Below are 22,566 nucleotides of genomic sequence, written 5' to 3'. Positions count from 1 at the left end.
GCCGGCTCGCTCGTAACTTCTTATCTACGCGCGGCAGGCGGTCGGGCCGTCCGCCGATCGGTGCTCTAGCAACGGAGGTCACGTGTCAGCGACACCACAGCGCCCGGGCGAGAGCAGGATCGCGGTGCTCGCCAGCAGGGTCGGCGCAGACGAGAAGCGACTGTTCGACGCCTTCGACCGACGCGGCGTCCCCTTCGAGCACGTCGATACCCGCCGGCAGTGGTACGTGGCCGGGCACAGTGGCGGCCGGTCCTTCGATCTCGCCCTGAACCGGGAGATCGGCCAGGTCCGCGCGGCTTACGCGGCTCGCTCTCTGAGCGCCGCCGGAGTCACCGTGGTCAATAGCGCCGAGGCGACCGAGGTGTGCGGCGACAAGTGGCGCACCACGCAAGCGTTGGAGGAGGCCGGGCTGCCCACACCGCGTACCGCCCTGGCTCTGACCTCGACATCCGCCCTGGAAGCCCTGGAGGTCATCGGCTATCCCGCCCTGATCAAGCCGCTGGTCGGCTCGTGGGGACGGCTGGTGGTCCCGCTGCGCGACCGCGCCGGCGCCGAAGCAGTGCTCGAATACGTCGCAGCGCTGCCCGGTCCGCAGTCGCACCTGGCCTACGTCCAGGAGCTGATCGACAAGCCCGGCCGGGACATCAGGGCGATCGTGGTCGGCGGCGAGGTGCTGGGCGCCGTCTACCGCAGCGGCGAATCCCTGCGGACCAACGTGGCGCTCGGCGGGCAGACGCGGCCGTGCGAGGTCACGCCGGAGATCGCGAAGTTCTCCGTCGGCGCCGCGGACGCCGTCGGCGCCGACATCGCCGGGGTGGACCTGATCGAGGACCGGGACGGCCGGTTGCTGGTCCTGGAGGTCAACCACCGGGTCGAGTTCACCGGCTTCCAGTCCGCGCTCGCCGAGCAGGTGAACGTCGCGGACCACATCGTCGAGCATCTACTGGAACGAGCGCACCGATGAAGCCGTTCACCTCCTCCGGCGCCGTCACCGAGACCTACGCGCTGGGACTGCTGCGGAACATGCTGGAGATCCCCTCGGTCTCCTACCACGAGCGCGCGCTGGCCGACTTCCTGATCGGCGCCATGACCGACCTGGGCTTCCAGGCGCACATCGACGAGGTCGGCAACACCGTCGGGGTCATCGACCGCGGCGCGGGTCCGACCGTGATGCTGTTGGGCCACCTGGACACCGTCTCCGGCGTGCTGCCGGTCCGCCCCCTGGACGGCCGCCTGTACGGCCGCGGTGCGGTCGACGCCAAGGGTCCGCTCGCAGCGATGATCTGCGCCGCAGCCGGCGCGGCGGACTTCCGTGGCCGCCTGGTCGTGATCGGCGTCGTGGAGGAGGAGACCCCGCGCTCGCGCGGCGCGATGGCGATCCGCGCCACCCACGAGCGGCCCGACGCGCTCATCGTCGGCGAGCCCAGCGGCTGGTCCAGCGTGGTGCTCGGCTACAAGGGCAAGCTGGATCTGCGCTACACCGTCCGCTGCCCGGCCACCCACCCGAGCAACCCCGCGCCGAAGGCTTCCGAGCTGGCGGTCGCCTGCTGGGACGCGCTGGTCGAGCTGCTCGGTCCGGAAGCCGGGCACGACGTCTTCGGTCAGCCGGGCGCCTCACTCGTGCGGATCAGCGGCGATCAGGCGCTCGCCACAGCGGATCTCAGTGTCCGTACTCCGCCCGGATTCGACGTCGAGGAACTGGTGCGCGGTCTGCGGGACCGGCTGCCGATCGGCGAGCTGGAAGTGCTGAACTCGGTCGCCGCCTGCCGTGTGGGCCGCGCCGACCCGGCGGTCCGCGCCCTGGTCTCCGGCATCCGCCGGCTGCACGCGCAGCCGCGGCTGGTGGTCAAGACCGCCACCTCGGACATGAACACCCTCGCCGAGGTCTGGGACATCCCGATGGCCACCTACGGGCCCGGCGACAGCGCCCTGGACCACGCCGACGACGAACACATCATGCTCTCGGACTTCCGGCGCGGCATCGACGTGCTGACGATCGCCATCTCGGAGCTGGCCCAGCTGCCCGCCCGCTCGGGCGTCCGGTGACGGCTCACCGCAATCGAAAGGGGAGCTCGAAGGTGACGGACATGAGCCGGCGGTTCGCCGCGCTGCCCGCGCAGCGCCGCGCGCGGTTCCTGGCACGGCTGGAAGAGCAGGCGCGGGTCGCCGCCGCGCGCGGACCCGTGCCGCGCCGGGACGCCGGTCCCGTGCCGCTGACCCAGGAACAACAGACGCTTCGGTCCGCTTCGCAGAGTTCTGCCCCGGGCACTCCGCTGTGCCTGCGGCTGCGCGGCGACCTCGATGTGGACGCGCTGCGCTTGGCGCTGGCCGCGCTCGTGGCCCGGCACGACGCGCTGCGGACGGCGATCGTGGAACGCGAGGGCGGCTTCGTCCAGGTGATCGCCGGCGACGTCCCGGTCAGGCTCGCGGTGATCGAGGCTGACGGGCAGGACCACGAGCGGCGGCTTCTGGACGCGCGCGCCCTGATCGACCGGGAGGCGGGGACGCCGTTCGACCTGAGCCGGACGCCGCCGTGGCGCGCGACGTTGGTCAGGGTCGCCGCGGACGACCACTTGTTCGCCTTCGACGTGTCCCGCATGGTGTGCGACACCTGGTCGCACGGCGTCCTGATCCGCGAACTCGGCGAGTTCTACCGGGCTTCGCGCGACGGCGAGGCACCACAGGTCCCTGATCTTCCCGTGCAGTATCCGGATTACGCGCTCTGGCAACGCGATCGGCTCGATGCCGGCGAGCTGGACACGCTGGTCGCGCACTGGCGCAGCGCGTTGGCGGGCGCCGAAGTCCTGGAGTTCCCGACCGATCGGCCGCGCGGCGATACCCAGACTCATGTCGGCGCGACCGCTGATTTCGCGGTCGGTCACCAGGGCTGGGAAAAGGCGTGGAAGCTGGCTCGAGAAGAGGGTGTGAGCCGGTTCGACGTGCTCGCCGCCGCGTTCTTCACGGTGCTGCACCGCTACTCCGGGCTGACTGATCTGGTGATCGGCGCGCCGCAGGAGCGGCGGCGGCACGAGGCGCTGTCCTCGGCGGTCGGACAGTTCACTGATATGCGGGTTCTGCGACTGGATGTCTCCGGCGATCCGACCTTTCGCGAGTTGGTCCATCGGGTCAAGCGCGCTTCAGACCTCGCGGACGTGGACGGGGACGGCGGACTGCCGTTCGGCAAGCTGCTCGACGCCGTTGAGCCGGCTCGCGATCCGTCCCGCTCGCCGATCTTCCAGATCGTTTTCGACGTGCAGAACGCGGTGACCACACCTGCCCTGCCCGGCATCGACACTTCTCGAGAAGCTGTCCGGCCCGGTACCGCTCGATTCGACATGAGCTGGCAGCTGACGGAGCAGACGGCTCCCGGCGCCGACGCGTCACTGGGCATCGAGTTCAACACCGAACTGTTCGACGCCGACAGCATCGCCAGGTTCGCGCGCCACTACGACGGCATGCTCAGTACTCTGACATCCGCTCCCGACGCTCCCTTGTCCGACGCTGCGATGCTGAGCCCGGAGGACCAGGAGTTCCTGGCGGACATCGCCGTCGGACCGGTGCGGACGATCCGCGAGACGACGATCGTGGAGGAGTTCCAGGCGCGCGTCCAGGAAGCTCCCGACGCTGTGGCGGTCGTCGTCGGTGGTGTCGAGACCAGCTATGCCAAGCTCAACGCCGGCGCGAACCGGCTTGCTGCGTTGCTGCGCGAGCGCGGTGTCGAGCCGGGCGCCAGGGTCGGCATCTGTCTGCGGCGGAATGTGGACCTGACGACGGCGATGCTCGCGGTTCTCAAGACCGGCGCCGCTTATGTGCCGCTCGACACCACGCATCCTTCCGCTCGAGTCGCCGAGATCGCCGCAGACGCCGGGGTGTGCGCGGTCATCACGCATGCTGCGGTCGCCGACGTCCTCAGCGAGGTCGAGGCGCCGGTGGTGACGCTGGACGAGGTGCGCGCGGAGCTGGCCGTCATGCCCGCGCACGATGTGCCGCTCGCCGCAGAACCCTGCGACGTCGCCTACGTCATCTACACCTCCGGCAGCACCGGCAAGCCGAAGGGCGTGCTGCTGGAGCACCGCGGCGTGGTCGCCTTCATCGACTCCGTGCGCGAGCTGTTCGAGCTGACGCCCGCTGATCGGATGCTCGGGTTCGCCTCGGTGACCTTCGACGTCTCCGTCTTCGAGACCTTTTCCGCGTTGCTGACCGGCGCGCGCCTGTGCATCGCCACCGAGGACGAGCGGCTGTCCATCGACCGGCTCCAGGCGCTCATGGAGCGAGCGGGCATCACGGTCATCGACCTGCCCCCGACCGTCATGCCGCTGCTGGCGCCGGAGCGGTTCACCGAGCTGCGGATCGCCTTCGTCGGCGGCGAGGCGTTCAGCGGCGAGCTGGTGAACCGGTGGAATCCGGGGCGGCGGCTGTTCAACGGCTACGGGCCGACCGAGTGCACGGTGACGATGATCGTCGAGGAGTGCGCGGGTACGTGGGACGCCTCGCCGCCGATCGGGTTGCCCATGGCGAACCACGTCGCGCACGTGCTCGATCGCGACCTGCGTCCGGTGCCGATCGGCGTGCCGGGGGAGTTGGTGATCGGCGGCGCTGGGTTAGCGCGCGGCTACCTGGATCGCGACGAGCTGACCGCGGAGAAGTTCATCGCAGACCCCTTCGGTACTGCTCCCGGTGGTCGGCTGTACCGCACCGGGGATCTGGTGAAGCGGCTGGCGGACGGCCGGTTGGTGTTCCAGGGCCGGATCGACCAGCAGGTCAAGATCCGCGGTTTGCGGATCGAGCTGGGCGAGGTGGAGTCGGCGGTGACCGGCTTCGCGGGGATCGAGCAGGTCAGTGTGCGGCCGTGGGCTGACGACGCCGGGGACAAGCATCTGGTCTGCTACGCGACCGGTATTGCCGAGGGGCAGGTGCCGGCGCTGCGCGAGCATCTCAGTACTCTGCTGCCGTCGTACATGATCCCGTCGTATTTCGTAGTGCTGGGGGAGATGCCGCTGACCAGCAGCGGCAAAGTCGACTGGCGTCGCCTGCCCGCGCCCGAGGTGGGGCAGGCCGAGGTCGGTGCGCCGGTCGCCGAGGCGCGGACCGCGACCGAGCGGGTGCTGCTGCATGACGTGCTCGCGCCGCTGCTGCGCACCACCCGGCTCGGGGTGAACGACGACTTCTTCCTCGCGGGCGGCAACAGCCTGCAGGCGGTTCAGCTGATGTCGGCGATCAATCGCCGGTTCCGGGTGGAGGTCTCGCTCGGCGACTTCTTCGTCTCGCCGACCGTCGCGCACCTGGCTGCGACCATCGACCGCGCTCGTGCCGAGCAGAGTGTCGCGAAGGACGAAGAAGGCAGTCGGGCATCGGTGGTGATGCGGGCCGCCGGTCCGGCGCAGGTAATTCTGATGCATCCGTCGGGCGGCGAGCTTTTCTGCTACATGCCGTTGGTCAGGGCTCTGCGTCAGGACATCGGGGTGGTCGGCTTCGCCGCCGATCCCCAGGACGCCGCTGTGGATCCGGGCGAGGGCTTGGCGGTGAGCGCCGCGCGGATCGCTCAGACGCTGATCGCCGGCGGGTTGCCGGAGTCGTGCTGCCTGGCCGGCTGGTCCTATGGCGGCGTGCTCGCCTTCGAGGTCGCGCGGCAGATCGAGGAGCGGATCGGACGGCGCGTGCCGTTGGTGCTGCTCGATGCCGCCTATGACGAGGACACCGAGCCGCTGGACGAGGCGACGGTGCGGCAGCGGTTCGTGCACGACGTCGCCCGGTTGGCGGGGCGTGACGGGTTGGCGGTGCGCGCGGTGCTGGAGCGTCCGGACATCGGCGGGGACGACATCAGGGAGACGCTGACCGGGCTCGGCGTCCGGCTGGAGCTCACTGACGAGGAACTGGACTCGCGCTTCCAGACCTTCCGGGCCTGCGCGCTGTCGATGCAGGCGTACAGCCCGCCCGGTTCCTACGGCGGACCGGTCACGGCGCTCGCCGCCTCGCCGCGTGTCGCAGTGCACGAACAGTGGCGGTCGGTGTGCACCGGGCGGTTCTGTGCCGAGCGCGTGCCCGGTGACCACTACACCCTTTTCACGAAGCTGGCTTTGAGCCGGGTCGTCGCGGCGATCGAAGAGACGCTCGCGCGTTGAGGAGTACTTCATGCGGTTCGGATTCACTGAGGATCAACAGCGGTTCCGGGCGGATGTGCGAAGGACGCTGCGCTCTGCCGAGGTGCGCGCCGCCGCGGAGCAGGCCACCGGCGCGGCGGGCGTCGAGCCGGACGCGCGTCCGCTGTATCGGATGCTCGGCGGGCTGGGATTGCTCGCCGTGCACTGGCCCGTCGAGTTCGGCGGGGCGGGACGTCCGCTGACCGACGCCGCGATCCTCGCCGAGGAGCTGGTGCGTGCCGGAGTGCCGGACACCTTTCACGTCAACACGATCCAGATCGTCGGGCAGTTCCTGCTGATGGCCGGCGACGCGGAGCAGAAGCGCAGGCATCTGCCGGCTTTGGCGCGCGGCGAGAGCTTCGCATCAGTGCTCTACACCGAGCCCGACGCCGGGTCGGATCTCGGTGCGCTGCGGACGGTCGCCGAGCCGGACGGTGACGGCGGCTACCGCATCACCGGCACGAAGGTCTTCAGCCTCAAGACGCGCTTCGTCGACCTCGGCCTGTGCGCGGCCCGTACGACGCCGACCGCCGGGAAGTACCAGGGGATCAGCCTGTTCCTGGTCGACATGCGCGCGCCCGGCGTGACGGTGTCGATGATCCCCGGCATCGGGGACGAGCACTTCCACCGGGTCGAGCTGGACGGCGTGGCGGTGTCGGCGGCGGACCTGATCGGCCCGCGCGACGAGGGATGGCCACTGCTGAACGAGGCGCTCGCGGTGGAACGCACCGGTCTCGACTACTACCTGAAAGCGGAGCGCTGGCTCGACACCGCACTGGAAGCCCTGGTCGACCGCGACCCGGACTCCGCGCACGCGGCACACCTGGAGCAGATCGGGCGCTGGCACGGCGCACTCACCGCCGACCACTCCCTGGCCTGGGAAGTACTCACCGGCCTCGAAGCAGGCCGCATCGACCAGCTCGCCGCCGCCGTCGCCAAGTACCACAGCAGCGAACTCGCGCAGGGCATCGCCGCCTGGGCCGCCGACATCCCCAGCCCCGACCAGCGAGCGAACCGCACCCGCCCCGCCAAGATCCTCGACTCCGCCCACCGCGAAGCACCCGGCCTGACCCTCTCAGCAGGCACCTCCGAGGTGATGCTCCACATCGTCGCCGCCGCCTTCGACTCCCTCCCCTAAGGACCACACCATGGACCCGACCCCCGACCCCCTCTCCCACCAACTCCGCACAACCCTCCGCACAGCCCTCACCGCAATCCCACCCCACCCCCACCTCCACGGCGCCCCCGTAACAGAAACCGCCGCCCACCCCACCCTCCAAGCCCTCCAAGCCCCCGACCTAGAACGCCCCGCCTTCGCCGGCGGCCTAGACCTGGGCCTGACGGCTGGCACGCTGGTCAGCGAGGAACTCGGCCGCGCCGCGTGCGGCAACCCCTACCGCGCAGGTGCCATGGCCGCCGACCTCGGCTGGACGGCCGCCTCGGAGGATGCGGCGAGGGTCGCGAGCGGCGCAGGCGTTGCGAGCGCGGTGGGAATCGCGGGCGGCACAGGCGTTGCGAGCACGACGGGGACCGCGGGCGCCGCAAACATTGCAAGGGCGGTGGAGGTAGAGAGCGGCTCGGTCGTTGCGAGGGCTGGGAAGGTCGTGGGCGGCGCAGGCGTTGCGAGTGCGGCGGAGATCGCAGGCGGCTCGGCCATTGCGAGCGCGGCGAAAATCGGGGGCGGCGCAGGCGTTGCGAGCGCGGCGGGCGTTGCGGGTGGCTCGGGCGCTGCGGTTGCGGCGGGGATCGCGGAAGGTTCGGGCTCTGCCAAGTCGGCGGGCGTCGAGGGCGGCTCAGATGTCGCAAGGGCTGCGGGCGCTGCTGGCGGCTCGGGCGTTGCGCAGTCGCAGGGTGCTGTCGTGGCAGGCGTGGCGCTGGCGGGCACGGAAGCTCTCCCCGGTGCGCGCGGCGTCATCGCAGCTCCGCGCGGCGATGGCTGGGAGCTGACCGGTACCGCGATCGTTGATGATGCCCAAGCCGCCTTGTTCCTGGTGGCGCTTCCTGATCCTGATGCGCCGGCTCTGGTCGCGGTGCCCCGCGATGCCCCTGGCGTCAGTGTCCTGACCGCGTGTTGGCCGCCGGTCGTGCGCTTCGCGGCCACACCGGTCTCGGCGGCGGATGTGGTCGCCCCCACTGCCGAGGCGCTCGCTGATCCGCTGGCTCGTGCGCGGGTGCGGCAGGCGGCGTACCTGCTGGGTATTGCCGAGGGTGCGCATCGCGTTGCGCTGGATCACACTGGCTTCCGGCATCAGTTCGGTAGTCGGCTGCGCGATCTGCCTGCCGTCTCGTTTCCGCTGGCTCGGGCTCTGGTGGCGCTGCGGGCGACGCGGGCGGCGGTCTATCGTGCGGCCTGGTTGGTGGACGCCGAGCCCGACTCCATCAGCACCGAGCCGGTCATCGCCCTTGCGATGGCGGCCGAGACCGCGCGGGAGGTGCTGCGCCTGTGCATGCAGAGCTGCGGGGTGCGGGCGATGACCGCGGAGCTGGGTCTGCATCGCTACTTCCGTCTCGCTGCTGCCGAGTCCTCGCGCTACGGCGAGCCCGCTGCCCTGTGGCGTATCGTCGGCGCTGCTCGTCTGCGGGAGGCGCGGGCTGCTGCTGGGCGGGAGTTCGCGCTCGCGGCGCCGGTCGGGTACTAGGGGGAGGCCGTGTTTCGGAGGTCGCGCCGGCCGGAATCGCATGACGCTGATCCGACCGGCTCGTGCGTGCCTAGTTGATGAGTCCTGAGCGGTAGGCCAGTGACACCAGCTCCGCGCGGTCCCGTACGCCGAGCTTCGTCCGCACTCGGTACACGTGTGTGCGGACCGTCGCCTCGCCGATGATCAGCTCGCGGGCCACCTCCTCGGTGGACATGCCGCGGGCGACCATGCGGACCACTTCGCGCTCGCGGGAGGTCAGCTCGGAGGCGCCGGGGCACATGGCGGCTTCCTGGGGTTCGGGTTGGGCGCGGAACCAGCCGACGAGGCGTTGGGCGATGCTGGGCGCCAGGACGGTCTGGCCGGTGGCGGCTGCCTGGATCGCGGCGATCAGTTCCTGGGGGCGGGCGTCCTTGCCGAGCAGGCAGCTGACGCCGGCGTGCAGGACGTCGCTGACGGTCTTGTCGGCGTCGGCTTCGGTGAACACCACGATGCTCGGTGGGGTGTCCTCCTTGGCGAGTCTGCGGATCATCTCCAGGCCGGAGATGGTGCGCAGGTTCAGGTCGGTGACCACGACCTCGGGCCGCGCGGTGCGCACCAGGACGATGGCCTCCATGCCGTTGTCGGTCGTGCCGATCACCTCGATGTCCGGCACCGCGTCGAGCAGGGTCCGAAGGCCGTCCCCGATGATCGGCAGTTCGTCACAGATGAGGACCCGGATGGTCATAGTCCTTCTCCCTCGATGAGGATTTTGGGTAGAAGCCCCGCATGTCGTGGACGGCCGTCGTGACGTCACCGATGCTCGCGAATCGGCTTCCCGGTCCGTTCCCCTGACGATCCCCCGGAGGTATCCGCACGTCAGCGGCATCGTGACGGGTGGCAGTAACCCAGAACCCAGAACCCAGAACCCAGAACCCAGAACCCAGAACCCAGAACGCAGAACCCTGCCTCCCGGCCTCAGCCCCGGGAGCGCCGCCGCAGCTTCTCCGGAAGCCCGATGTCGGCCAGGATCGGATCGCTGCGGTGCAGCAGCACCTGCGCGTCGCCGTCCTCGCCGGCCGCCGCCAACGCCCCGGCCAGCCCAGCGGTCGCCCACGCCGCGTCCAGGCGCAGCCCGAGATCCTCGCTCAGCTCGATCGCCTCGGTGAACAGCTCCCGCGCCGCGCTGAGCTTGTTCTCCTTCAGCGCGTGCTCTCCGAGCAGATCGAGCACGGCGACCCGGTGCATCGGCGAGGTATGCGGAGCGCGCACCGCCTCGGCGGCCTGACGCGCGAACTGCGCCGCCGCGTCCCGAGCGCCAGTTGACCGGCACGCCGGAACCATCCGCGCCAGGATGAGCGCCTTCGACATCGACCCGCCGAGCCGGCCCTCCCACTCCAACGCCTCGCTCAACGTCCCGAGCGCCTCATGGTGCAAGCCCAGCCCGGTCTGCGCGGTCCCGAGGTTCACCAGCGCCATGATCAGCGTGCTGGGACTGCTCAGCTCCTGATTCACCGCGACGGCCGCCTCGGCCTGCGCGGCGGCGTCCTCGTAGCGGCCGAGGGTGTTGAACGCCGAGCTGAGATGGAACCGAGCCTCGGCCACCTCCTTGAGATTCCCGGTCTCAAGATGCATCGGGATGCTGCGCTCAAGGTGCTCCACAGCCGCCCGCAGATCGCCCAGCGTGGAGTAGAACGTCCCGAGACGGCCCAGGCACACAGCCTGCCCCGCCCGATCCCCGGATGCGGTCGCGACCTCCAGCGCCTCGCGCAACTGAACCAGACCCGCCGGCAGATCCCCCCGATGCCAATAAGCCACCGCGAGGTTCACCAGACTCATCCGGATCGACGCCGGATCCCCGGTCTGACGCGACGAGGCGACACCAAGCGTGGCCGCCTCAAGGAACGCATCGCTGCGCCCGCGCAAGTGCAGGTGGTAAATCAGGTTGCGAGCACTCTCCACGACCGGCGGATAGCTGCCGCGCCGCACCGCCTCGGCCAGCGAAGGCAGAATATTGCGATACTCGGCGTCGACCCACGCCAGAGCCAGGCTCCGGTCCTCCAGCTCCGGGACGTCGCCCTCGTAAGCGGGCAGCCCAGCCGAGAACGGGCTCCGCCCCGGGAAGGCGGCGTCGGTAGCCCGGCAGATCGCCGTCCGGTAGTAGTTGGTCAGCCGCTCGAACGCGGGACCCTCGCCCTCCGGGTCGGTGTACTGCTCCAGCACATAGGCACGCACCAAACTGTGCACCGTGTACCGCTCCGCCAACCGCGGCTCCATCAGATGCCGATCGAGCAAGAGCTCGACGATGTCCTCGGCGCCGTACACGTCCAGACCGGTGAGCGCCGCCGCCGCGTGGATCTCCACATCGTCGCCGGGATGCAGGCAGAAATACCGCAGGTACTCCAGATGCTCCTGATCGAGCGCCTCGAGGGAGGACTTGATGCAAGCCCTGATGCTGCGATCCTCCACCGCCAGCTCGACCAGCTTGCGCGACTCGTTCGACAGCCGGCTCGCCAACCGCGCGATGGTCCAGTGGTCCCGGCTCGCCAGACGCGCCGCACTGATTCGCAGCGCCAAAGGCAGATGCCCGCACAAGTCCGCCAGCCGCATCGCGGCCTCGGACTCGTTGGCCACGCGCTCCCGTCCGAGCACCCTTTCCAGCAGGGACAAGCTCTCCGCCGGAGACAGCACGCCCAGCGAAACAGCCCGCGCGCCGTCGATCCCCTTGATGCGCACGCGGCTGGTGATCAGCACCGTGCTCTCGGAAGAACTCGGCAGCAGCCCGCGGATCTGCGCGGCGCTCTCCGCGTCGTCGAACACCAGCAGCATGCGCCGATTGACGGTCGCCGTACGCCAGCGCGCGATCCGCGCCTCCGGATCGACCGGAACATCGGACCCTGAGATGCCCAGCGCGCCGAGCAGAATGCCCAGCGCCTCATGGGTGTCCACGGAATCGCGCTCGGGAGTGAACCCATGCAGGTCCAGATACAGCTGACCGTCGGGATGCGACTCCTGCAGAAAGTGCGCGGCATGAACAGCCAACGCCGTCTTGCCGCTGCCCGCCATCCCGTCGATCAGCACGATCCGCAGCCGGTGCGCTCCGGACCCGGACGGCTGCCCCGCCGCGCACACGGCGTCCAGCGCCTCCTGGCGCCCCGTGAAATCGGGCAGGTCATAAGGCAGAGTCGTGGGAAAGCCGCCAGCCGCAGCCGTGGAAGCCGGCGCCGGGACCGCGACCTGCGTCTCCCTGCGAGCCTCCCCATGGCTGCCCAAGCTCGCGTCGTTGCGCAGAATGCGTTGCTGCAACTCGGCCAGCTCCGCGCCAGGCTCGACCCCGTGTTCCTCGTCGAGATACTGCCGCAGGCTCTGGTATTCGGCCAGCGCGTCGGTCTGGCGTCCGGACAGATACAAGGCTCGCATCAACTGCCCGCGCAAGTGCTCCCGGACCGGGTTCGCACCCACCGCCTCCCGCAGGTCGCCGACCAGGCGGCTGGCCTCGCCGAGGTCCAGCCGGATCGCGAACAACTGCTCCAGAGCGGTCAGCCGGCGTTCCTCCAAGGCGGTGCTCATCGCCTGGATCACCGGCCCGCCCTCGCCTCCGAGCACCGGACCGCGCCATTGGTCCAGTGCCAGGCGTAACTTGGCCGCGGCGGAGCGCAGATCGCCCTCTTCGGTCGCGCGGCGCGCGTCGCTCAACGCCGCGGTGAAGATCCCGAGGTCCAGCGTCTCCTCCGGGACCCTGATGCGGTAGCCCACACCGGAGGTCGTCAGCAGAGAAGCCATGCCCGGCACGCGTTTTCGCAGGTCCGAGGTCATCTTGCGGACCTGGTGCGCGGCGGTCTCGGGACCGCCGTCCTCCCAGATCGTCTCCACAAGACGGGAGACGGGCACCACGCGGTTCCGGTTCAATAACAAGGAGACGGCGAGGCGTTCCTGAAGCGGACCGCGCAAAGCGATGATGCTGCCGTCGGCCCAGCATTCGAACGAGCCGAGGATGGCGAAGCGGAGGTCTGGTCGGGTACCTTTTTCTGTGGCCCCGTGGTCCACGTGCGTCCTCCTGGTCGCGTCCCCCGAAGGACCAGGCAAGCCATCAAGAATGACCTCGGTGTCAGCCCTGGTCCAATTCCCCCGTGGATGTCTTCCCGATCCAGCCCCAGGTGGCACCTGATCAGTACGGATTTATATACACGAGCAGGTAGGGCTATGTCTATCGTCGCACCTCGGACTGCCTGGCACAGGTGTCTCAGCTTGCTGACTCACCAGTGAGGCGGTAGGCGTCGGCCGGCTGGAAGTCCGAACGCGCCGCGGCCACGAGCACATCGATCAAGCCGTGGAAGTCGACGTCGGCGATCCGGCCCGGATCCAGGACGCCGGTGCGCAGCTCGTCGGCGTACTGGGCCTCGATCTCCTTGAACCGGTGCAGATGGTGCTGCAGCCCGAACCCCTCGATCCGGATGCCGCGCCGGTGCACCATCGACAGGTCGACCGAGACCGTGGCTTCGACAGAACCCTGAGGCGTGTCGTGCAGCCAGGCGACCCGGCCGAGGTCGCGAACCCAGGTGAGGGCGTCGGAAAGGTCGGGCTGCGCGGTCCCGACGAATGCGGCGTCGACCCCGGCGTAAGCATCGAAGGCCTCTGATGCGCCGAACCGGTCCGTGCCGCGCTCGAACACCGCGTCGAAATAAGGATCCTGAGCCGCGCGGCGCGCGCCGCCCGGCGAGGAGACCCCGCCGACGATGCGGGACGCGCCGAGCATCCTGGCGATGCGTGCCGTGGCGCTGCCGACGGGATCGGCTGCGCCGGCGATGAACAAGGACTCGCCGCGTCCGACCTGGAGAACCCTGGTGAGGGCCACATGAGCGGCGAGTCCCGGCAGGCCCAGGACGGTGAGATAGGCATCGATCGGCACGCCCGCGGCGGGTTCGAGCACCCGCGTGGCGTAGCCGCCTCGGGGGAGCGCAGAGTACGTACTCCACCCTCCGCGATGAGCGATCAGGGAGCCGTGCGGAACGTCGGCGCTGCGCGAGGCGACCACCTCGCCGACCAGCGAGCCGGCGCCGACGGCCGTGTAGAGCGGCCAGCGCCGGGCGGGGGAGGCCGCCGGGTGCGGATCCAGGGTCACGAACAGGTTGCGCACCAGGACCCAGCCCGGTGCCAGGCGCGGCACCGGCGTCTCGACGACGGCGAGGTGTTCGCGCGCCAGCGGTCCTTCCGGCCGGGAGACCAACTGAACGGCCAAGCCGTGTTCCGGCACGATCATCGCCTCCTCCTTTGCGGGCCGGTGGTGCGGTGGTGGTGAATCAGCGCCAGTCAACGGACCGGTTTCCCGGTCGTCGATGCCTGATTCACTCGGGTGTCCGATCAGGCGACGGGCGCGGGGTGCGTGCCGTCGGGACCCGGGTTGTTGTTGTCGGCGGAGGCCACGGAGTGGCCCACCGCGGAAGCGTGGTGCGTCGCGGCGTGCGCCGTGGTGCCGCCGGCGACGGCGACCGCCCCCATGACCAGAACCCCCAGGGCGGCCTTCTTAGCGATCTTTCCGGTGATGTTCGACATCGCAATCCCCTCCAGCAATCGGCGTCTGGACCTGCGTTGCGTCGCGGCGTCCGGCCCGTAGCGGGCTTGTTGCTCTGCGACATCACCGATGCTCCCGGGCACCATTACCGTCCCGATCCCCTCGCATTACCCTGACTTACCCGGCATCGTCAGGACACTGACTCGGCCGTCTCACACCGCTTCTTGACGCCGTGGCGCGCCTCCCGTTCTGACCCGTTTTCGGGTCTTATGGTGTGCGCATGGCATCGGTCAAGAAGTTCCAGGTCACCTTCGACTGCGCGCAGCCCGAGCGCGTCGCTCTCTTCTGGTGCCAGGTGTTGGGATACGTCGTCCCGTCGCCGCCTGACCCGCAAGGTGCGTGGGCGGCATGCGTCGATCCCGCGGGCGTGGGTCCGCGGCTGTTCTTTCAGCGCGTCCCCGAGGGCAAGACCGTCAAGAACCGGCTGCATCTCGACGTGCGGACCGCCACGGGACTGGTCGGCGAGGAGCGCGTGAAGGTCCTCGAAGCCGAATGCGCACGCCTGATCGCCCTCGGCGCGACGCGCGTGCGGCTGCTGCCCGCCGACGGTGAGGACGAGGCCTGCCTGGTCATGCAGGACGTCGAGGGCAACGAGTTCTGTCTGGACTGAATTAGTGTTCGGATATCAGAGCCTCGACACCGGCGATCACGCGCTCGATGCCGAAGCGCAGCGCGCCGTCGCGCGCCTGCTTGCCGGTCTGGGCGAACGCCGCCATGGTCAGCGGGTAGTCCTGCGCCCGAGCCGTCAGAACGGGAACAAGCGCCCCCGCCAGATCGGCTTCGGGCGTGCCGCTTCCGGCTTCGTGGCGCACGATCGAGATCACGTGACCGGACAGCAGCGCCAGCACGTCCAGCTTCTCGCCGGGCTCTAGGGCGAGTCCTTCCAGCGTCGCCAGACCCACCTCGTACCAGGCGAGCTCGCTCGGTCCGGGCAGGTGTGGACGCTGCACGAGCTCGACGGACCACCGATGTGCGCTCGTGCGTTCGTGCAGGTTCAGCGCCCACCGCGTCAGCGCGTGCTGCCAGTCGCCGTCACCGGGTTCGCCCGGCGTGCCGAGCGCGCGGTCGAGCATGAGCGCTTCCAACTCGGTGCGAGCGGACACGTAGCGATAGAGCGCCATCTTGGTCGCGCTCAGCCGCTCGGCGACATGCTGCATCGTCACGGCGTCGAGGCCGTGCTCGTCGGCGATCGCGATGCCCGCCTCAGCGATCTGCTCGACGGTGAGCTTGGGTTTCGGTCCGCGCTTGCCGCCGGATTGCTGCGCCGGCGCGCCCCACAGCAGTGCCGCCACGGCTTCGTGCGATTCCCCTGTGCTCACCGCGTCCTGCCTCTGCCGTCGGTTCGTCAGCCGCCATTGAATTGCGTCCAGGGTACACTGATTGCTACTGTGTCCGCAGGACGCAATTAAGCGCGACCGATCACAAGGGGGAGCAGCATGCCAGGAACCAAAGTCCTGATATCCGGCGCAGGTATCGGGGGACCGGCGCTCGCGGGGTGGCTGGGCCGCAACGGCTTCGAGGTCACCGTCGTGGAGAAGGCGCCCGGGATCCGCCCCGGCGGGCAAGCCGTCGATTTCAAGGGACGCACCCACCGGGAAGTGCTGACCCGCATGGGCGTCCTCGACGAGATCCACGCCCGGCAGACCTCCAAGACGGACTGGCGGCTGATCGACGAAACCGAGCGGGTGAAGGCGGTGATCCCGGGGGAATTCCTCGGTGGCGACGTGGAGATCCTGCGCGGGGACCTGGCCGACATCCTGCATCGCAGCAGCGCCGATGTCGCCGAGTACGTGTTCGGCGACGAGGTCACCGCGATCCGGGACGGCGCCGCCGGAGTCGACGTCGAATTCGCGCGCCGGAACGCCAAACGCTTCGATCTCGTGATCGGGGCGGACGGCGCGCACTCGGCCGTGCGCCGACTGGCGTTCGGCCCGGAAGCGGACTACATGCGGCCGCTCGGCTATTACTACGCGCTGGCTGGCGGATCTCCGTCCATTGCGGACCTGGAGACACGGCTGCCCGACGGACGCGCGATCGCCTACGCCTACAACGCTCCGGGCCGACTCGCCGTGCTCGGGGGACAGAAGGCGCCGAGCCTGTTCGTCTTCAAGGCCGACCGGCCCGACTACGACCGGCACGACACCGAGTCCCAGCTGCGGTTCCTCGAGTCGCACCTGGCCGACGCCGGCTGGCGCGTCGACCAGATGCTGCAAGCTTGCCGCGAGGCATCGGACTTCTACCTCGACGCCCTGGTGCGCACCCGCATGTCGTCGTTCACGCGCGGCCGCGTCGCCCTGGTCGGCGACGCCGGCTACGCGAACACCCTCGGCGGCTTCGGTACCGGACTCGCGCTGATCGGCGCCTACGTCCTCGCCGGCGAACTCGTCGCGGCGCGGGGCGACCACGGCGCCGCCCTCACCGCGTACGACGCCAGGATGCGCAAGCCCACCAAGATCGCGCGCTCCGGGAACGCGGGTCCGTTCTTGGCGCCGCCGACGCGCCGGCGCATCCAGCTGCGCGACTGGTCTTTCGCCAGTCGGCCGGTCTTGCGGACCATGATGTGGATGGCCGACAAGTTCGCCACCGACGACGCCCTTCCCGCCTACGACCTGCGGTGACCGGGACTCAGGAGGCGACGATGCCCTCGCCGCCGACGGCGTTCGGCACGGTGACCGCGCCGATCGGGCTGAGCGTGCCGTCGTGGTTGATCGCGAACGCGTCCAGGATGCCGTTCGCTCCGGTCTGCACGTACAGGAACCGTCCGTCGCGCGAGGCGGCGGAGTCCACCGTGCCCGGGTCGGTGGGCGTGGTGCCGACCGGCTGCAGCGAGCCGTCCGCGCCGGCGCGGTAGACGCTGACGTTCGAGCTGCCGGCGTTGGACACGTACAGCAGGTCGCCGACCGCGGTGATCCAGCAGGTCGCCGACTGGCCGGTCGCGGCGGTGTGCAGCGGCGTGAGGGTTCCGTCGCCGTTGACGCGGAACGACGCCACAGCGTTCGGTCCGGCCTCGGTGACGTAGAGCGTTCCGGTGCGCGCGTCGGTGGTGAACGCGAACGGCACCGCGCTGGGAAGGTTGGTCACGACCGGCGCCGGGGCGATGGCGCCGTCGTCGTCGAGGGCGAAGACGTCGACGTTGTTGCCGTTGGCCTTGGTCGTCACGACCAGCTCGCGTCCCCGGTCGGCGAACCCGACCTGCCCGGGGGTGTTGGTGAACTGCGGCGTGGCGGTGGGGTCCAGCCCGAGCTTGCGGTTCCAGTTCCGGTGGATGCGCAGGCGTCCGTCGCTGACGGTATAGCCCTGGACCGCGCCGCCGTTCAGGGCGTTGAGCACGTAGACCGCGTCGTCGTGGACGGCGACGCTGACCGGGAACGTGCCGCCGGAGGAGACGACTTGCCGCAGCAGCAGCAGGTTCCCGAAGACGGCGAACACCGAGACCGTGTCGCTGCCGGCGTTCACCGCGTACAGCAGGTGGTGCTCGCGGTCGTAGGTCAGCGAGCCCTGCGAGGCGAGGTGGTCGACCACCGAACCGTCCAGGACGCCGCCGAGCCCGCCGGTGTCGTAGGCGGCGAGCCGGATGAGGTGGCCGGCGTCGTCGCGGTGGTAGACGACGACCTGGTTGCCCGTCGTGGCGTCGGTCTGGGCGAACACGACGCCGTTGCCGCCCATGTCGTGGCCGGGACGGCCGTGGTCCGCGGCCGAAGCGGTCCCGGCTGAGAGGGTGGCGGCGGCGAAGACCGCCGCGGTCGCGGTCCCGAAACGCAGGGCTGTCAGCATGGGAGATCCTCCTGGGGGTGATGCGGGCATCGGCTTTAGGGAGGTTAGGGCAGGATTCGCCCTGATTCCGGAAGGCGCTCGGGAGCGTCTTATAAGTCTGATATAGGCCGAAGAATTCCGGGTGAGACCTTCGGGCTGTCAGGAGTCGTCTCATAGGCGAGGGGGACGCCGGTCCGCGGCAGGCGTCCTCGACAGACCGGTTGGAAGAGGACGAGGTTGAGCGTCGACACGGAGTTCACGGCGTACGCGGCCGCTCGGGCCCAGCGCCTTCGCGACACCGCTTATCTGCTGTGCGGAGACTGGCACGGCGCGCAGGACCTGACACAGACGACGCTCGTGAAGCTCTACACCGCCTGGAAGCGGATAGAGCGGCGCGACAACGTCGACGCTTACGCGCGTCAGGTCATGCTGCGCACGTTCCTGGACTCCCGGCGGCCGAAGCGCTCGACCGAGCGGCCCAGCGCCGCGCTGCCCGACGCCCCCGCTCCGGCGGGCGGCGATCCGACACTGCGGCTGACGCTCTTGGCGGGCCTGGCGCAACTGCCGCTCAATCGGCGGGCTGTGCTGGTCCTGCGGTTCTGGGAGGACCAGAGCGTCGAGGCGACGGGGGCGGCGATGGGTCTATCGGTCAGCGCCGTCAAGTCGCTGACCCAGCGCGCGCTGGCCGAGTTGCGGACGGTGCTGCACGACGACTCCGCGACGGCCGAGCTCGACTTCCTGTCGGTCTGAGACCACTTCACGGGACTGAAACCACCTCAGGGAACGAGGATCATGACTCCGGAAGACGCGATCCGCGATCGCATCGCCGCGGAACTGGCAGCGGGGCGCCCGCCCCTGGGCGACCTGGTCGCCGCCGCCGCCGCCGAAGGAAGGCGCCGCAAGCGCCGGACCCGCTACGCCGCCGGCGCGGTGAGCGCCGTCGCCGTGCTCGCCGTCGCCGGCGCCGTGGTGCGGCTGACACCGACCGGCACAGCGACGATCTCGCAGGGCACCGGCACCGGCCCGACCACCACCCACCCGGCACCGACCTCGGCGCCCTCCCGGACACCGCCCGCCAAGCCGACAGCGCCGACCTCGACCCCCTCGAGCCCTTCGACCCCGCCGTCGACCACGACCACGACCGAAGCCGGCACGAAGCTGACGACCACACCGATCGTCAAGCAGGTCAACCCCGGCACCCTCCGCCTGGAGAAGGGCATTTACGTCAACTTCACCAAGGACTCCATGTCCTGGTGGGAGTACGAGGGCGGCCTGACGACGCAGTACAACGGCTCCAACACCTGGGGCTCGGACTTTGTCTCCATCGGCGCCGGCGACCGCCTCCAAGGCGGGTTCTACGTCGGCGACGCCGACGTCGCAGCGGCGACCGTGACCATCAACGGCACGCAGCACGCAGCCACAGTGGTCAAGGTGAACGGAACGCACGGCTGGTGCGGTCTGTACTACCTGGAGCCGCCAGGCCAGCCACCGATGAAATCCATCCAGGTCGACGTCTTCGACGCCACCGGCAAAGACGTCGCCTCCTCCTACAGCGGCCCGATGAGCGGCCCGCCCCCGTCGTCCAGCTCGCCGGACAAAGCGCGAACCCCGCCGATCACCAACATCCCGCTCGGCACCCCCTTCCCCGGCGTGACCCCCACGCCCCCGCCGTACACCAAGCGCTGAGCCCGGCCGGCTCCTGCGCGAGCCCGGCACCGGGCGGCTGGCATCCGGCAGCTGTCTGGTACCGGGCTCGCGCACGTCTCAGGACACGATGACGCCGCAGGATCGGGGTTATCGATCCGTGATCTCCGCGGCGGCAACCGGACGTGTTCTCACCCGTCATGACCAGTGAGAGCACAATCCATTCAAGGGGAACATCATGGCGCGGGTGCGTTTCGTCGAGATCGTCGCGGTCACGGCACTGGTCGGCGGCCTTGCCGCATGCAGCAGCAGCAGCACGTCCACGGGAAAGTCCGCGACCGGAGCGCCGTCGACATCCGCGACCGGCGGCGCCGCCGCCCCGAGCACCACGGCGACGGCCACTGCCTCCTCGACCGCGTCGCAGGGCACGGCCACGATCGCCGGCCTGCTCGCCGCCTTCGGAACCGGCGACATCACGGTCAAGCACATGCCGACCGCCGACCCGGCCTGGGTGGCCCGCGTGCAGACCGAGAACCAGCAGCAAAAGGTCCCCCAAGCCACCGACCCCAAGGTGCTCAACCTGATGGCCCTGGTCGATGAAGCGGCGCGCGAGAAGGACACGGCGTCCCTGGCCCGCCTGTGCACCAAGGACTGCGACGCGAAGCAGCAGGCCGCCATCTGGGCGAAGCCCGGCGTCCTGGACCAGCTCACGTCTCTGATCGAGAAGGCCCCGATGGGAGAGGGAACCGTCCTGCCGGACTTCGTGCTCTTCAAGCCTGACACCGCCTTCCACACCGCCGATGAGACCGCCTACGGCAAGCTCGTCGGTGCGACGTCCCCCGCCGGCTTCTTCGCCAACGGGCGCATCTGGACCTCGTTCCAGAACGGGACCGGCGGCCCGGGCGCGATGGAGCAGCACTGGACCGGGATCAAGGCCGGCGACCAGTAGAGGCGTCGAAAGATAACGCTTCGGCGCTTGTGTGGGGCGCGGTCCGGTCGCGTGGCGCAGTCCGGTCGAGCGCCGGACATCGCGCCCCGTCGCAGAACCCCACCTCAGTACCCCAACTTCCGCAGCGCGCAGATCATCGGCCTGACCTGGCTGCTGTACGCGCCGACGTTCAGCCAGAAGCCGGCCGCGGTGTCGGCGACGCCGGTCGCGGCGGCGGCGAGGTCGGCGCAGTTGGCGCCGTCGGAGGGGGGTTTGCTGCGGCCCAGGCCGGCGAGGAAGAGGGTTGCCGGGTTGGCTGCTTCGACCTGCTCGGCCACCTTCGTGGTGACGGTGGTGTAGGCCTCGGTGTCGAGTTCGAGTTGCTGGGCTTGGTATTCGAAGATGTCCCCGGGCTGGAGGTACTGGGCCGCGGCGGCCATGTTGTGGCGGATGAAGGCGTTGTAGTTCTGTCCCGCGTCCTTGGATGTCACTGGATATTGCGGCTTTCTCTGGGGGTAGGCCGGGTTCGGTGAGTTGTTGCACAGGTCGTTGCCGGGGGTGAGAACGACCTTCAGGCCGTGGCTGTGAGCCGTCGCGCAGAACAGCTGTGCGTAGCTGGTCTGCGTGTGGGGGTTGAGGAGCCAGGCGCCCTGCTCCAGGTCCGGTGTCTGGGCCCACGACTCGGCGTCGTATTGCACCGCCGTAACCCACGAGGGCAGCCCTGCGGCCAGGGCATCGACGAGCCCTGTCGAGCCGTCCTGGTAGCACTTGAACTTCAGGACCGCGACTCCGGTGTACCCGGCGGGGACCGGCGACGGGATGGTCGTGTCGCCGGTGTACGTGGTGATGAACCAGGTGCGCCCGGTGTTGAAGGCGCGGCGGCAGACTGCCGGGTCGCCGCCGAGGGACTTGGCGGCGAGGTTGGCGAAACCGGCGCCCGCCAGCATCCACGTCGGTGTGGTGAGTACTCGGCTCCGCGCGGTGGCGCTGGAGGCGCCGAGCGCGGTGGCGGTCAGCGCGGTGACGGCGATGCCGGCCGCCGCACCGCCCGTCGTGATGAACTGTCGACGAGTGACAGACATGCTGTGCCTTTCTGCGTGGGGTCAGGAAGGGGGATTCGGCAGTGCGTTGACGGATCCGAAGACGCGCGGCAGCCGGGCGAGGCGGCCGTCTTCGAGTGCTGCGACCGCGATGTCGGGTCGCGGCTGGTTGCAGGTCGGGCAGTCGTCGCCCTTGCCCGGGACGTTCATCCAGAACCCCGTCGTCCGGTCCCCGGTCGCCAACATCGCGGCGACCAGCATCTCGGGCGTGATCCCGGTTCCCGGCGGATTGGTCGACAGCCCGGCGACCACGACCGCCTTCGGATTGACCGCCCGGATCTGACTGGTGACCTGCTCGACGAAACCGCCGTACTTGGCGGCGTCACGTTCCAGGCTCTGCGCCTGGATGTCGACCACATCGGCGTCCCGAGCCGCATCGGAGCCGATGTGACGATCCACGAACGCCGCAGCGGGATCCGCCGCCTTCCCGCCATCGGCGTTCACCAGGTCCATAGCCGGCGTCGCGATGAAGATCAGACCGTGCGCATGGACGAGATCGGCAGCCCGCTGATAGAAACTCGCCGGATCACGCTGCTCCTTGGACGGCGTCTGCGACCAGTGCTCCGCGTCGTAGATGACCGCACGGATGTCCGGCGGGAGCGAACCTCGGCTCAGCGTGTCCTGGAGCGTCGCGAAACTCTTGAACGACATCGTGGGCACGACCGGCAACGCCGTCGCAGGTCGTTCCGCTCCGCTAAGAATCTCGAAGATCTGCGCACCCGACAGGCGCGCTCGCACATTCGGATTCGAAGCTAGGGCGTTCAGCGCCACCTTGGTCAGAATCCAGCTGGGCCGGCTCGCGCCAATGGAATCC

The 22,566-nt window shown here is 69.7% G+C and carries 18 protein-coding genes; 10 read left to right on the top strand and 8 right to left on the bottom strand.

Annotated elements, in window-relative coordinates:
* The first annotated feature begins 82 nt into the window (after window positions 1-82).
* From CACI_RS31155 to CACI_RS46290, 5 genes are all read left to right on the top strand, one after another.
* Window positions 83-964, top strand: coding sequence for a RimK family alpha-L-glutamate ligase (locus CACI_RS31155; RefSeq protein ID WP_015794872.1), 882 nt, complete (start codon window positions 83-85; stop codon window positions 962-964).
* A complete protein-coding gene (locus CACI_RS31150) occupies window positions 961-2,046 on the top strand; it encodes a M20/M25/M40 family metallo-hydrolase (RefSeq protein WP_015794871.1) in 1,086 nt (361 codons plus the stop codon). The genes CACI_RS31155 and CACI_RS31150 overlap by 4 nt, the downstream gene beginning before the upstream one ends.
* A 41-nt stretch (window positions 2,047-2,087) precedes the next feature.
* The gene (locus CACI_RS31145) at window positions 2,088-6,122 is read left to right on the top strand and encodes a non-ribosomal peptide synthetase (RefSeq protein WP_015794870.1); all 4,035 of its coding nucleotides are present in this window, start codon (window positions 2,088-2,090) and stop codon (window positions 6,120-6,122) included.
* 10 nt (window positions 6,123-6,132) lie between these two features.
* Window positions 6,133-7,278: an acyl-CoA dehydrogenase family protein gene (locus tag CACI_RS31140; protein ID WP_015794869.1), complete on the top strand. Its 1,146-nt coding sequence runs from the start codon at window positions 6,133-6,135 to the stop codon at window positions 7,276-7,278.
* A gap of 271 nt (window positions 7,279-7,549) precedes the next feature.
* Window positions 7,550-8,779: an acyl-CoA dehydrogenase family protein gene (locus CACI_RS46290; protein WP_083796167.1), complete on the top strand. Its 1,230-nt coding sequence runs from the start codon at window positions 7,550-7,552 to the stop codon at window positions 8,777-8,779.
* A gap of 70 nt (window positions 8,780-8,849) precedes the next feature.
* On the opposite strand, the gene CACI_RS31125 is transcribed toward CACI_RS46290, so the two are convergent.
* From CACI_RS31125 to CACI_RS31110, 4 genes are all read right to left on the bottom strand, one after another.
* Complete coding sequence (locus CACI_RS31125) at window positions 8,850-9,503, bottom strand: response regulator (protein ID WP_015794867.1); 654 nt, start codon at window positions 9,501-9,503, stop codon at window positions 8,850-8,852.
* A gap of 230 nt (window positions 9,504-9,733) precedes the next feature.
* Window positions 9,734-12,802, bottom strand: coding sequence for an AfsR/SARP family transcriptional regulator (locus CACI_RS31120; RefSeq protein ID WP_015794866.1), 3,069 nt, complete (start codon window positions 12,800-12,802; stop codon window positions 9,734-9,736).
* Between the two features lie 196 nt (window positions 12,803-12,998).
* Window positions 12,999-14,015 (bottom strand): MDR family NADP-dependent oxidoreductase, encoded by a 1,017-nt coding sequence (locus CACI_RS46285; RefSeq protein ID WP_015794865.1) that lies wholly within the window; start codon window positions 14,013-14,015, stop codon window positions 12,999-13,001.
* 101 nt (window positions 14,016-14,116) lie between these two features.
* Complete coding sequence (locus CACI_RS31110; RefSeq protein ID WP_015794864.1) at window positions 14,117-14,308, bottom strand: hypothetical protein; 192 nt, start codon at window positions 14,306-14,308, stop codon at window positions 14,117-14,119.
* A gap of 239 nt (window positions 14,309-14,547) precedes the next feature.
* On the opposite strand from CACI_RS31110, the gene CACI_RS31105 reads away from it, so the two are divergent.
* A complete protein-coding gene (locus CACI_RS31105; RefSeq protein ID WP_015794863.1) occupies window positions 14,548-14,937 on the top strand; it encodes a VOC family protein in 390 nt (129 codons plus the stop codon).
* A 1-nt stretch (window position 14,938) separates the two neighbouring features.
* On the opposite strand, the gene CACI_RS31100 is transcribed toward CACI_RS31105, so the two are convergent.
* Window positions 14,939-15,646: a TetR/AcrR family transcriptional regulator gene (locus CACI_RS31100; RefSeq protein ID WP_015794862.1), complete on the bottom strand. Its 708-nt coding sequence runs from the start codon at window positions 15,644-15,646 to the stop codon at window positions 14,939-14,941.
* Between the two features lie 117 nt (window positions 15,647-15,763).
* Between CACI_RS31100 and CACI_RS31095 the strand changes: the two genes are divergently transcribed.
* Window positions 15,764-16,945: an FAD-dependent monooxygenase gene (locus CACI_RS31095; protein ID WP_015794861.1), complete on the top strand. Its 1,182-nt coding sequence runs from the start codon at window positions 15,764-15,766 to the stop codon at window positions 16,943-16,945.
* A gap of 7 nt (window positions 16,946-16,952) precedes the next feature.
* Here the strand turns inward: CACI_RS31095 and CACI_RS31090 are convergent, their stop codons facing one another.
* Complete coding sequence (locus CACI_RS31090) at window positions 16,953-18,101, bottom strand: lactonase family protein (protein WP_015794860.1); 1,149 nt, start codon at window positions 18,099-18,101, stop codon at window positions 16,953-16,955.
* A gap of 216 nt (window positions 18,102-18,317) precedes the next feature.
* Between CACI_RS31090 and CACI_RS31085 the strand changes: the two genes are divergently transcribed.
* The 3 genes from CACI_RS31085 (at window position 18,318) to CACI_RS31075 (ending at window position 20,673) form a co-directional block, all read left to right on the top strand.
* Window positions 18,318-18,830: a SigE family RNA polymerase sigma factor gene (locus tag CACI_RS31085; protein ID WP_015794859.1), complete on the top strand. Its 513-nt coding sequence runs from the start codon at window positions 18,318-18,320 to the stop codon at window positions 18,828-18,830.
* A gap of 42 nt (window positions 18,831-18,872) precedes the next feature.
* Entirely contained in the window at window positions 18,873-19,766 is an 894-nt protein-coding gene (locus CACI_RS31080) for a hypothetical protein (RefSeq protein WP_015794858.1), read from the top strand.
* Between the two features lie 196 nt (window positions 19,767-19,962).
* Window positions 19,963-20,673, top strand: a complete 711-nt coding sequence (locus tag CACI_RS31075; RefSeq protein ID WP_015794857.1) for a hypothetical protein — start codon at window positions 19,963-19,965, stop codon at window positions 20,671-20,673.
* Window positions 20,674-20,777: 104 nt separating this feature from the next.
* On the opposite strand, the gene CACI_RS31070 is transcribed toward CACI_RS31075, so the two are convergent.
* Together CACI_RS31070 and CACI_RS31065 are read right to left on the bottom strand one after the other, a co-directional pair.
* Entirely contained in the window at window positions 20,778-21,734 is a 957-nt protein-coding gene (locus tag CACI_RS31070; protein WP_015794856.1) for a hypothetical protein, read from the bottom strand.
* A 21-nt stretch (window positions 21,735-21,755) separates the two neighbouring features.
* Complete coding sequence (locus tag CACI_RS31065; RefSeq protein ID WP_041540555.1) at window positions 21,756-22,403, bottom strand: hypothetical protein; 648 nt, start codon at window positions 22,401-22,403, stop codon at window positions 21,756-21,758.
* Window positions 22,404-22,566: the final 163 nt, after the last annotated feature.

The sequence above is a fragment of the Catenulispora acidiphila DSM 44928 genome, from assembly GCF_000024025.1.
GTDB classification, from domain to species: domain Bacteria; phylum Actinomycetota; class Actinomycetes; order Streptomycetales; family Catenulisporaceae; genus Catenulispora; species Catenulispora acidiphila.
This window is presented reverse-complemented; position numbering and strand designations above follow the sequence as displayed.

Coding starts and splice junctions, on each gene's coding strand:
- CACI_RS31150 (WP_015794871.1), top strand. CDS start 961: ATGAAGCCGTTCACCTCCTCCGGCGCCGTCACCGAGACCTACGCGCTG.
- CACI_RS31145 (WP_015794870.1), top strand. CDS start 2,088: ATGAGCCGGCGGTTCGCCGCGCTGCCCGCGCAGCGCCGCGCGCGGTTC.
- CACI_RS31140 (WP_015794869.1), top strand. CDS start 6,133: ATGCGGTTCGGATTCACTGAGGATCAACAGCGGTTCCGGGCGGATGTG.
- CACI_RS46290 (WP_083796167.1), top strand. CDS start 7,550: ATGGCCGCCGACCTCGGCTGGACGGCCGCCTCGGAGGATGCGGCGAGG.
- CACI_RS31125 (WP_015794867.1), bottom strand. CDS start 9,503: ATGACCATCCGGGTCCTCATCTGTGACGAACTGCCGATCATCGGGGAC.
- CACI_RS46285 (WP_015794865.1), bottom strand. CDS start 14,015: ATGATCGTGCCGGAACACGGCTTGGCCGTTCAGTTGGTCTCCCGGCCG.
- CACI_RS31110 (WP_015794864.1), bottom strand. CDS start 14,308: ATGTCGAACATCACCGGAAAGATCGCTAAGAAGGCCGCCCTGGGGGTT.
- CACI_RS31105 (WP_015794863.1), top strand. CDS start 14,548: ATGGCATCGGTCAAGAAGTTCCAGGTCACCTTCGACTGCGCGCAGCCC.
- CACI_RS31095 (WP_015794861.1), top strand. CDS start 15,764: ATGCCAGGAACCAAAGTCCTGATATCCGGCGCAGGTATCGGGGGACCG.
- CACI_RS31090 (WP_015794860.1), bottom strand. CDS start 18,101: ATGCTGACAGCCCTGCGTTTCGGGACCGCGACCGCGGCGGTCTTCGCC.
- CACI_RS31080 (WP_015794858.1), top strand. CDS start 18,873: ATGACTCCGGAAGACGCGATCCGCGATCGCATCGCCGCGGAACTGGCA.
- CACI_RS31075 (WP_015794857.1), top strand. CDS start 19,963: ATGGCGCGGGTGCGTTTCGTCGAGATCGTCGCGGTCACGGCACTGGTC.
- CACI_RS31070 (WP_015794856.1), bottom strand. CDS start 21,734: ATGTCTGTCACTCGTCGACAGTTCATCACGACGGGCGGTGCGGCGGCC.
- CACI_RS31065 (WP_041540555.1), bottom strand. CDS start 22,403: ATGTCGTTCAAGAGTTTCGCGACGCTCCAGGACACGCTGAGCCGAGGT.